Raw genomic sequence first — 7,503 nt, 5'->3', positions numbered from 1 at the left:
AAAAAACAAGTATATTTTTAACTTCGCTATCAGCGTAGATAATCGCCTCTGATATGGCCTGATTCTTAGCAAATAGTGTTAAAAAAGGCTGTTAAAAAATATATCTCATGATATAGTTAAAAAAACCCATGCTTAAAAAGTTGGTTCTGTCGCATAAATCCCCCTTTCCCTTTTGGCTTAAATTAAAATTGGCGAAGGTATTGACTACTAGAACCCGTATTTTTCTTTCCTAAGCTTGAAGGCCCGCTCTCCGCCTTCCATAATAGATGTTATCTCATTTCTAATTTCCTTCCTGTCTATAGAGCCTTCGTATTTGATGTGGCCTTTGGTCTGCTGATTGATTTCTTTGTAGTCACAACAGATAATCAGCTCTGAGTCCCCATTTACTACAAGGTTTGCATTATGGCTACTTATGATGATCTGCCTCTTCTTTTTTGATCCCCATAGGTTTGTGATGATTTTTTCGATTGCTCTATTATCAATATCATCTTCGGGCTGGTCTATGATTAAAGGAAACCCGTCTTGGTTAAGAAGAACATTCAGCAATGCTGTAGCTTGTTGTCCTGCTGATGCCTCCTCAAATGGTATTTCATCGCCCATTGTGCTGTCTGTTTGATAGGAAAATTTCGGAAGAAAATCAAGTTTAATAGACGCAAGCCTTAAAAAGCATTCACTGGTTAATGCCTCTGACATTTTTTTTCTATTGGCGAGGCTAAAACCTGATTGATCCAAAAATGGGGAATGAGGTAGTTCATCTTGAGCATCAGGCGCTGAGTTAAATTCGCTCAATGCTTTCAGCTCATAAAGGGCTTCTTTCCATGTTTTTAATGGATCTGAGGAACTGGATACTAACTCAGATAATTTTTCCGCTCTGGATTTGTTAATATTAAGACTATAAGTAGAGAATACCGAATTAATCTCAGTGTACATTTTTTCAACATCAATTGTCTTTGTAAGATCAGCCTTAATTAGGCCATCAGACAGCTGTGTAAATGTCTCGGTGAGTTTTTTCAGTCTATCGATTTTCGATATCTGTAAATTAATATAGCTCTCATATAGATTATTAAATGTCTCATCTGTCATGTCTACTTTCGAGAACAAAGATTGCTTCTTCCTAATCTCCAACTCAAGATCTTCTATCTTTTTCTCTAACTCTTTAATTGTAGTCAAAGTTGATTGGCTAGATTCCGATTTTTCCTTTGTATTCTCATATTCCAGATCAAATGTTTTTTTAATCTTAAGCCAATTGGCATGCAGCTCCTTGTGCCTCACAACTGAATATGAATGCAACTCTTCAAGCTCTTGAACCTTATTTAAAGTTTTCTCCAGCAATTTACTTCGTGACTCGTTTAGACATTTAAGAATGTCTTCATTCTCAAATGTTTCTGAGCCATCACTAGCCTTACCTTGGTATTTTTCAAGCAATTCCTTTAAATTCAGTATGCCGTCTTGAATGGAAGAGCACTCAAGAGAAAACTCATCAAAACGATTTTTTTCATTCACATAATGTTTTACCTGATCCAATATTTTCTTACCACCTTCCGAAATACCCTTCAGGCCGCCACGAAGTTTTTCTATCTGTGATTTGAAAGAGTCTAATTTAATTTTGTTTTTTATTAGATCGGTATGAAGCCACTTACTTTTTGATAGCTTTTGATAGGCTGACTGAACTGCAACTAAAGCTTCATCAATTTTTGAATTTATATCCTCGATTTCTTTTGAAATGGGCTGTTCAATAAACCGCTTTAGTTCGTCTGACTGAAACGAAATGCTGCTTAGTTGTTTCTGACTATAGGCTTGAATGGGTAATAAATCTTGAATCTGACTTGGCCTGACCGACTTAAAATCGTTATCTCCAATTTTCAGCAGCACATCCTCAGACTTCGGATTTCGTTTTATTATGTGTCGAATGCCATTAACAATGAAGGAAACTATAACTTCACCATCCGCTTCTTTGAGGGTTTTATCTATTAGAGTATTACGTCTCTTTAATATATCGGATTGAAGACCCTCTTCACCAAACCCTTCAGTCTGGTCACATAACGCCCATCTCAAGTATTCTAATATCGTGGACTTTCCTGATCCTCTGCCTCCAATAATAGAATTTAGCTGTGGATTTAGATATAAACCAAACTTCGATAAGAAGGAAGAATTGGTGACATCAATCTTCTCGATAAAAATATTTGGTAGCTCTGGCTCAACAAGACTTATCCTTGACTCCTTTGCGAGACATGCCTGCCGTAAAGATTCAGCCGTTGGATCACGCCATTTTATCCATGTAGCGGTATCAAGATTAGCAAGTGCTTTGTCTGCTCTATAGTCGGTTGTCTGAATAACGGCAATTCTTTTAAATCCCCACTCTTTTACTTCTCCATTTAGTTTCTTTAGGTAGCCTGCATTGTCATCTTTGAATTTTCCATCGACATAGCCTCCTACGCTTGGCATTTTTGCATAAGCTTCGTGAAATCCATCCCTCATCAATGTTTTGTAGCCACCATGCTTTACGTGAGGCAGGAAGATGTACCGTCCTTTTACACCGTCCGTACCATCTAGCTTCTTGTAGATGTCTCCAATACTGCTTATGGTATCGCTGGGAATTGCGTTTGTTTCGATAGTTTTTGAATCTTCCTTTGCTGCTTGAGCTAATGAAAGCGAACCAAGCACAGTATGAAACAAAGTTTCTGGAAAGCTTGCGTCAAGTATCAGTAAACCCTGTATTGGTGGTTGATGAAAAGTTAGCTCTATACCTGGAAAAACAACCAACTGTTGATCATTGTGAACTGAAATTCCGTCTTCATCTAGCTCTTCCTTCGAAGCTGCTTTAATGTATCCGAAAAATACCATATCGTGATGGTCAGTTATCGCTACTGCATTTATGCCAGCCTCCCTACATTCTTTAACGAAAGCTTTTGAATATGCCTTACGTTCTTCTGGCGTAACGCAACTGTCACCCTTCCAATTTATATCTCTAGGTGAATGAACCTGTAGGTCGCACTTCTTGTAATGATTTCCTTGATCCATATTCTTGCTCTATGTGATTAGTAGTGAGTAATGCGATAACTGAAGTTTCCCAATTATTGAGTAGCTGAAATACACAATGCTGGTGTATCGAGGTTTATTTTAGGTGGTTTTGCCATGTTTATCATCAGTGTTTCCATTGAAAGAAGAGGTACCTAAACAAAGCAGCCTATAACCTACCTGAAGGTAGCACCACTCGAATATTTCCATCTTTTTGATTTTAATCACTTATAACAGCAAATAGACACTCTGTAGGCACCGTAAAAAAACAACAAATAATTTCAAATAAAGCTTGCCTTTGCTATGGCGCAGAGTGCGCGGCCTGTTCTTCACGCCAAAGCTTGACCATATCGCCCACAGTAGAGAAAGAACCGCCAGTAATGCCTATAACGGCGTTTACAGTCACGTTTTTACTATCGGCCTGTAATTGTTCACATGCTGCATTGGCCGCGCTTTGCGTTACCTTGCTTTTGCGCTCCATAATTTCACCTGATTTTTGTAGTAGAGAGTAGTAGTAATATTACTACAAGCTACTATCTAAGTAAAGGAATATATACCTGTAAGTATAATAAGTATTGTTTTTAATACATAAAACATTTATAGTGTTTTTATGTGTATTAATACATGTATTGTTTTTAATATATTTACTGATAGTATTGTAATTTATTTAAGTATGGGTTATATTATTTTCAATGTTTTTATTATATGTAGGAGAAGCAATAAAAATGATTATTTCATTATTAAACCAAAAAGGCGGGGTGGGAAAATCAAGCCTTGCTCGTGCGTTGGCGGTTGAGTTTGCGCGTAATAAATGGGCGGTACATGTCGCAGACCTTGACGGAAAACAACAAACATCTTTCTTGTGGGGGGAGCGGCGCAAAGAGAGCGGGGTAGATCCTTCTATTGATGTTTCTTTGTATTCAGAGCCTAAAACCGCACTAAAAGCCGCGAATAATGCGGATATTCTTATAGTGGACGGCAAAGCCTTTGCTGATACTCACGCCTTGCCGATAGCCCAAAAAAGTGACCTGATTATAATACCCGTGGGAATTTCAGTGGATGATTTAGAGCCGTCTTTAAAACTGGCCGTTGAATTTGTTAATAAGGGTATAGATAGAGCCTCTATTGTGTTTGTCGTGTGTAGAGTTCCTGACAAGGGCGATAAAGAGGCCATGAATACCCGCGCCAGTATCGAGGCTTGGAATTTTTCCGTGGTGCGTGGCTGGATTCCCATGAAATCGGCATATTCTCAAGCTATGGATAAGGGCTTATCCTTTACGGAAACGCCTTTTAAGAGCTTGAGCGACAAAACAAATAAAATCATAGAACAATTATTTAACAAAGCAATAGAGCAACAAACAGCGAAGCAGGGGAGCGCATAACATGGCAAATCTAAAACCACCAGTAAGCAAAAAAACAGACACAAAAGGCAAAACATGGCTTGACCCTTACACGATTGAGTTAGAGGAGACCCTACTAGCAAAAGCCAAGCCAGCAGCAGCGACAGAACAAACGCCGCCTAGCTCGCTTGTTCTCATGCAAATAAGAGTACCAGAGAGCGCAAGAAATGAGTTTAAGGCGTATGCCTCAATGCGTAGCAAGTCAATGAATGTCTTGTTTTTGGAGATGTTCGAGGAATTTAAATCCCGAAATAATGGCGCATGACCCGAAGTAATAAAGGTTCAAATTAATAGAAAATAAGGCTCTGTCGCATAAATCCCCTCATGTCTCATCTGGTAGGGTATAGAGGAATAGTGATGGATCTTTTGATACTGCGGAATTAATCCGTGTGTATGGTGATCTGAAACAAAATACAACGTCAAAGGTTACAAAAACATCCGTACCAGTGGTGCAGGTTGAGAGATCTCATATAGAATGGCTTGAGAAACAGGTCGATGGGCTTAGGGAGGATATAAAACAAGTTAGAGAAGATTCCCTAGCTCGTGAAATTCGATTAATGGCATTACTTGAATATAAAATTGATACGAGACAAAGCGAAACATCATCAGATAAACCAGTTATTAGAGGGTTGTTCTCAAAGTTATTTAAGTGATGTATTGTGTGTCACAATGAAGGGTATCAGCTAGCGTAGGACGTAGATACCCCTGTATCTGCAATACAGAAATTATTTAATCATGTGAGTGACGCTATTTTATAATCCCCCAGCAAATCCAGACAAGAAATCAAAGCAATCTTATTCCAAATTAGTTACTATTTGTAAAAAATTGGAGTATTAAAATGAGCAGAAAAAGAACGGTCTACAGTGCTGAATTTAAAAGCAAGTTGGTATTAGAAGTTTTAAAGAATGAAAAAACACTGCAAGAAATTGCCAGTGCAAATAACATCACACCTAAGAACCTACAAAACTGGAAAAAAATATTCTTAGACAATGCAGAAATAGCAATGGAGCCCTCCAAAGCCGTTAAAGATTACAAAGAGGATCTATTAGCAGCTCAAGAACAAAATGAGATGCTCACAAAAATCGTAGGAAAAATGACGGTTGAAAAGGAGTGGCTCGAAAAAAAGCTAAAAAGCTTGGACTCATCTGATAGAAAACAGTTGATTGAGCCCAAGCTTAACACTCTACCTCTAACACAGCAGTGTGCATTATTAGGATTAAATAGAAGCAATCTCTATTACAAAAAAAGAGAGAATAAAAAGAAAGAAGAGATCAAAACTCAGATTAATCACATTTTTAAAGACATCCCTATTTATGGTGCGGCTAAAGTACACCAGCAGTTGCTTGAAGGTGGTTTTAAAGTCAGTTTAAACACGGTGGCGAGTTATCGGCAGCAGATGGGCTTGAAAGCCGTATTAGCGGTAAAACAAGTCAATACAACGATCCCCATAAAAGAACATAAAAAATATACTTATAAGCTTAGAGATCTTGATATATCACACGCTAACCAAGTTTGGAGTACAGATATAACCTATATTAAAACCAAAGAAGGGATGGTTTATTTAGCGGCGATTATTGATTGGCACTCAAAAGCAGTGCTCGCCCATAAAATATCAAACACAATGGATTCTTTTTTAGTTATGGATGTATTAGATGAAGCGCTTTCTCTCTACGGAACACCTGAAATTTTTAATACGGATCAAGGCAGTCAATACACCAGTGAAATTCATACCCAACGACTAAAAAACAAAGGCATTACTATTTCTATGGATGGAAAAGGACGAGCAACGGATAATATTTGTATTGTATAATCCCCCAGCAAATCCAGACAAGAAATCAAAGCAATCTTATTCCAAATTAGTTACTATTTGTAAAAAATTGGAGTATTAAAATGAGCAGAAAAAGAACGGTCTACAGTGCTGAATTTAAAAGCAAGTTGGTATTAGAAGTTTTAAAGAATGAAAAAACACTGCAAGAAATTGCCAGTGCAAATAACATCACACCTAAGAACCTACAAAACTGGAAAAAAATATTCTTAGACAATGCAGAAATAGCAATGGAGCCCTCCAAAGCCGTTAAAGATTACAAAGAGGATCTATTAGCAGCTCAAGAACAAAATGAGATGCTCACAAAAATCGTAGGAAAAATGACGGTTGAAAAGGAGTGGCTCGAAAAAAAGCTAAAAAGCTTGGACTCATCTGATAGAAAACAGTTGATTGAGCCCAAGCTTAACACTCTACCTCTAACACAGCAGTGTGCATTATTAGGATTAAATAGAAGCAATCTCTATTACAAAAAAAGAGAGAATAAAAAGAAAGAAGAGATCAAAACTCAGATTAATCACATTTTTAAAGACATCCCTATTTATGGTGCGGCTAAAGTACACCAGCAGTTGCTTGAAGGTGGTTTTAAAGTCAGTTTAAACACGGTGGCGAGTTATCGGCAGCAGATGGGCTTGAAAGCCGTATTAGCGGTAAAACAAGTCAATACAACGATCCCCATAAAAGAACATAAAAAATATACTTATAAGCTTAGAGATCTTGATATATCACACGCTAACCAAGTTTGGAGTACAGATATAACCTATATTAAAACCAAAGAAGGGATGGTTTATTTAGCGGCGATTATTGATTGGCACTCAAAAGCAGTGCTCGCCCATAAAATATCAAACACAATGGATTCTTTTTTAGTTATGGATGTATTAGATGAAGCGCTTTCTCTCTACGGAACACCTGAAATTTTTAATACGGATCAAGGCAGTCAATACACCAGTGAAATTCATACCCAACGACTAAAAAACAAAGGCATTACTATTTCTATGGATGGAAAAGGACGAGCAACGGATAATATTTGTATTGAACGGTTTTGGCGAAGTGCAAAATGTGAGCGTATTTATTTAAATGAATATGGTTCAATTAGAGCGTTAATAGAAGATGTTGATGACTATATTGAGTTTTATAATCATCAACGGTTTCATGAAACCCTGGACTATAAAAAACCAATGAATGTATATAGAGAAAGTATTTTAGCTAATGAACAGCAGAATGAAGCGGCTTAGGAATATGGAATAAGGATTGTTGAAAAAT

General features: G+C 37.4%; 7 protein-coding genes. 5 read left to right on the top strand and 2 right to left on the bottom strand.

All coding sequences use genetic code 11. The features are described from left to right. Positions 1-207 precede the first annotated feature (207 nt). A complete protein-coding gene (locus K6984_RS29695) occupies positions 208-3,021 on the bottom strand; it encodes a TrlF family AAA-like ATPase (RefSeq protein ID WP_221898577.1) in 2,814 nt (937 codons plus the stop codon). A 298-nt stretch (positions 3,022-3,319) separates the two neighbouring features. Next, positions 3,320-3,499 carry a DNA-binding protein gene (locus tag K6984_RS29690; RefSeq protein ID WP_221898576.1) on the bottom strand — a complete coding sequence of 60 codons (180 nt, stop codon included), beginning with the start codon at positions 3,497-3,499 and terminating at the stop codon, positions 3,320-3,322. Positions 3,500-3,710: 211 nt separating this feature from the next. Here K6984_RS29690 and K6984_RS29685 point away from each other — a divergent pair, with 211 nt between their 5' ends. From K6984_RS29685 to K6984_RS29665, 5 genes are all read left to right on the top strand, one after another. Next, positions 3,711-4,400, top strand: coding sequence for a nucleotide-binding protein (locus K6984_RS29685; protein WP_338024580.1), 690 nt, complete (start codon positions 3,711-3,713; stop codon positions 4,398-4,400). Between the two features lies 1 nt (position 4,401). Next, on the top strand, positions 4,402-4,683 hold the full coding sequence (locus K6984_RS29680) for a hypothetical protein (protein WP_221898574.1): 282 nt from the start codon (positions 4,402-4,404) through the stop codon (positions 4,681-4,683). Between the two features lie 124 nt (positions 4,684-4,807). Beyond that, positions 4,808-5,071, top strand: a complete 264-nt coding sequence (locus K6984_RS29675; RefSeq protein ID WP_221898573.1) for a hypothetical protein — start codon at positions 4,808-4,810, stop codon at positions 5,069-5,071. A gap of 185 nt (positions 5,072-5,256) precedes the next feature. Then, positions 5,257-6,228 carry an IS3 family transposase gene (locus tag K6984_RS29670; protein WP_221898572.1) on the top strand — a complete coding sequence of 324 codons (972 nt, stop codon included), beginning with the start codon at positions 5,257-5,259 and terminating at the stop codon, positions 6,226-6,228. A gap of 80 nt (positions 6,229-6,308) precedes the next feature. Then, positions 6,309-7,475: an IS3 family transposase gene (locus K6984_RS29665; protein WP_087870166.1), complete on the top strand. Its 1,167-nt coding sequence runs from the start codon at positions 6,309-6,311 to the stop codon at positions 7,473-7,475. Positions 7,476-7,503: the final 28 nt, after the last annotated feature.

The sequence above is a fragment of the Bathymodiolus japonicus methanotrophic gill symbiont genome (assembly GCF_019721995.1).
In the GTDB taxonomy this organism is placed as follows: Bacteria; Pseudomonadota; Gammaproteobacteria; order Methylococcales; family Methylomonadaceae; genus Methyloprofundus.
Note: the sequence above shows the minus strand (reverse complement) of the source record. Positions and strands in the feature narration are given on the sequence as shown.

Bases quoted from the DNA above. Each gene is read 5' to 3' on its own strand.
- K6984_RS29695 (WP_221898577.1), bottom strand. From the start codon at position 3,021: ATGGATCAAGGAAATCATTACAAGAAGTGCGACCTACAGGTTCATTCA.
- K6984_RS29690 (WP_221898576.1), bottom strand. From the start codon at position 3,499: ATGGAGCGCAAAAGCAAGGTAACGCAAAGCGCGGCCAATGCAGCATGT.
- K6984_RS29685 (WP_338024580.1), top strand. From the start codon at position 3,711: ATGTTTTTATTATATGTAGGAGAAGCAATAAAAATGATTATTTCATTA.
- K6984_RS29680 (WP_221898574.1), top strand. From the start codon at position 4,402: ATGGCAAATCTAAAACCACCAGTAAGCAAAAAAACAGACACAAAAGGC.
- K6984_RS29670 (WP_221898572.1), top strand. From the start codon at position 5,257: ATGAGCAGAAAAAGAACGGTCTACAGTGCTGAATTTAAAAGCAAGTTG.
- K6984_RS29665 (WP_087870166.1), top strand. From the start codon at position 6,309: ATGAGCAGAAAAAGAACGGTCTACAGTGCTGAATTTAAAAGCAAGTTG.